Origin of the sequence: Streptomyces cinnamoneus (genome assembly GCF_014650495.1) — a bacterium.
GTDB classification, from domain to species: domain Bacteria; phylum Actinomycetota; class Actinomycetes; order Streptomycetales; family Streptomycetaceae; genus Streptomyces; species Streptomyces cinnamoneus.
Map to the genome: position 1 here is coordinate 1 of NZ_BMVB01000064.1, position 3,224 is coordinate 3,224.

Here is a 3,224-nt window from a genome sequence, read left to right on the forward strand (position 1 = left end):
GGCAGCGCCTGCATCAGCGCGGCACGCGCCGACACCAGCTTCGCCGCGTCCTCCAGCGACAGCGCACCCGCCACGTGCGCGGCGGCGATCTCGCCCACCGAGTGGCCCACGACGTAGTCCGGCCGGATGCCCCAGGAGGCGAGGAGCCGGAACAGCGCCACTTCGGTCGCGAACAGTGCCGGCTGAGCGCACCCGGTCCGGTGCAGCGTGTCGGCGTCGACGTCGACCGGGGCGTCCAGGTGGGCGCACACCTCGTCGTACGCGGCGGCGAACACCGGGAACGCGGCGTACAGCTCCCGCCCCATGCCCAGGCGTTGCGATCCCTGGCCGGAGAAGAGGAATCCGGTCTTGCCTCCGGCGGGACGTCCCAGCACCACATCGGCCGAGGGGACGCCGGCGGCCAGGTCCTTGAGGCCGCTCAGCAAGGCGTCGCGGCTCTCCCCCACCACAGCGGCCCGGTGGCGTAACGCGGCCCGCGTGGTGGCCAGCGAGAGACCGACGTCCGCCGGCGATGCCTCGCTGTCCGCGACGTGGGACAGCAGCCGGGCCGCCTGGGCGCGCAGCGCATCGTTGTTCTTGGCGGACAGCACCCACGGCAGCGGCCCGGCGACGGGCGCGCCGGCGGCCTCCTGCGCGGGCTCCTCGTCCGAGGACGGAGCCTGCTCGATGATCGTGTGCGCGTTGGTGCCGCTGACGCCGAAGGAGGAGACGGCTGCCCGGCGGGGGTGGTCGGACTCCGGCCAGGCCATGGCGTCGGTCAGCAGGCGCACGTCACCGGCCGTCCAGTCCACGTGCGGCGTCGGCTCGTCCACGTGCAGCGTCCGCGGCAGGACGCCGTGGCGCATGGCCATGACCATCTTGATGATGCCGCCGACACCGGCGGCGGCCTGGGCGTGCCCGATGTTGGACTTCAGGGATCCCAGCCACAGCGGCCGGCCCTCGGGGCGTTCCTGGCCGTAGGTCGCCAGCAGCGCCTGCGCCTCGATCGGGTCGCCCAGCCGGGTGCCCGTACCGTGCGCCTCGACCACGTCCACCTGGGCGGGGGACAGACCGGCGGACGCCAGCGCCTGCCGGATGACCCGCTGCTGCGCGGGGCCGTTGGGGGCGGTCAGGCCGTTGGACGCGCCGTCCTGGTTGACCGCACTGCCGCGCACCACCGCGAGGACCTGGTGTCCGTTGCGGCGGGCGTCGGAGAGCCGCTCCACCAGGAGCATGCCGACGCCCTCGGCCCATCCGGTGCCGTCCGCCCCGGCGGCGAACGGCTTGCACCGCCCGTCCGGCGCCAGCCCGCGCTGGCGGCTGAACTCGACGAACGCGGTGGGTGAGGTCATCACCATCACGCCGCCGGCCAGCGCCATCGAGCATTCGCCACTGCGCAGCGACTGGATCGCCCAGTGCAGCGCCACCAGCGACGACGAGCACGCGGTGTCGACCGTGACCGCCGGCCCTTCCAGGCCGAAGGTGTAGGAGACGCGGCCGGACATCACGCTGGCGGAGTTGCCGGTCCCGAGGTGGCCGTCGGAGTCGCCGGCCACACCGAGCAGGAGGTTGAGGTAGTCCTGGTAGCCGGATCCGACGAAGACCCCGGTCCGGCTGCCCCGCAGCGACTCCGCATCGATGCCGGCGCGCTCGAACGTCTCCCACGTGGTCTCCAGCAGCAGACGCTGCTGCGGGTCCATCGAGACGGCCTCGCGCGGGCTGATCCCGAAGAACTCGGGATCGAAGTCCCCCGCCTCGTAGAGGAATCCGCCGTGCCGCGCGTAGGTCTTGCCCGGCGCGTCGGGGTCCGGGTCGTAGATTCCGTCCACGTCCCAGCCGCGGTCCGCCGGGAACTCCCCGACGGCGTCGCCGCCGGAGACCACCAGCTGCCACAGGTCCTCCGGCGAACGCACACCACCGGGGTACCGGCAGGCCATGCCCACGATCGCGATGGGTTCCTGGTTCTTTTCCTCGACCTCGCGCAGGCGCTCCTTGGCCTGGCGGAGATCTCCGGTGACCCGCTTGAGGTATTCGAGAAGCCTGTCTTCGTTGCTGCTCATCCGCCCTATCCGTCCTCGGCTGTTGTTAAAGGTAGAGGGCCAAGAACTAGGAATTTTCTAGATCTTGATCGATCAGATCGAAGATGTCGTCGACCGTCGCGTCCTCAAGCTTTCGCTGGGCGTCGGCGGATTCCTCCCCTCGGTCACCGGTGGTGTTCATCAGGGACAGCAGCTCCTGCAGTCGCCTCCGGACCCCCGACCTGACCGTCTCCTCGGCAGAGGAGACCGTCGTGATCAACGACTCCAGGCGGTCCAGCTCGCCGAAGACCGAGACCTCGGCCGGGCCCCCGTCGCCGGCGAGTTCGGCCCGCAGGTACCGGGCGATCGCCTGGGGCGTCGGGCAGTCGAAGACGAGCGTCGCGGAGAGGGTCAGGCCCGTGTCGGCGGTGAGCAGGTTGCGCAGCTCCACCGCCGTCAGCGAGTCGAAGCCGAGGTCCCGGAACGCCAGGTCGGGTTCCACCGCTGCGGAGCCGCTGTGGCCGAGGACGGCCGCCGCGTGGGCGCACACCGTGTCCACGAGCAGCCGCTCCTGCTCGCCCTCGGACAGCCCGGACAGCTTCTGCCGCAGCGCCGACGGCTCGGCGGACCGGGTCTCGGGCTCCTCGGCCAGGGCGTTCCTGACCTCGGGCAGCTCGCTCAGCAGGGCGCTGGGCCGGCTGAGGGTGAACGGGACGACGAACCGCTCCCAGTCGACGTCCGCCACGGTGACCGTGGCCTCGCCGCCCTCCAGTACGCCGTGCAGCACGGAGATCGCCTGTTCCGGCCGCAGCACGGTCAGGCCGCGCAGCCGCAGCCGCTCCTCGTCCCCGGTGTCGGCGACCATGCCGCCGTCGCCCCACGGGCCCCAGGCGATCGCGGTCGCGGTGAGCCCCCGGGCCCGGCGGTGCTCCGCCAGGCCGTCGAGGAAGGCGTTGGCGGCCGAGTACGCGGCCTGACCGCCGCCGCCCCAGATGCCGGAGATGGAGGAGAAGAGGACGAAGGCGTCCAGCTCCTGACCGCCCAGCAGCTCGTCGAGGTGCACGGCTCCCATGGCCTTGGCGGCGACCGTGGCCGCGAAGTCGTCGAGTCCGGTCTCGGCGAGCATGCCCGGCTCGGCGGTGCCGGCCGCGTGCACGACGGCGTTCACGGGGTGCTCGGCGAGCAGCGCGGCCAGCGCCGCACGGTCGGCCACGTCACAGGCGGCCA

General features: G+C 72.4%; 2 protein-coding genes. Both read right to left on the minus strand.

Annotated elements, in window-relative coordinates; genetic code table 11:
* Nucleotides 1-2,039 (minus strand): type I polyketide synthase (locus IE182_RS31440; protein WP_190113407.1); only part of this gene is annotated, 2,039 nt, incomplete at its 3' end.
* A 46-nt stretch (nt 2,040-2,085) separates the two neighbouring features.
* Nucleotides 2,086-3,224, minus strand: a 1,139-nt coding sequence (locus IE182_RS31445; protein ID WP_190113408.1) for a KR domain-containing protein, incomplete at its 5' end; no start/stop codon positions are given.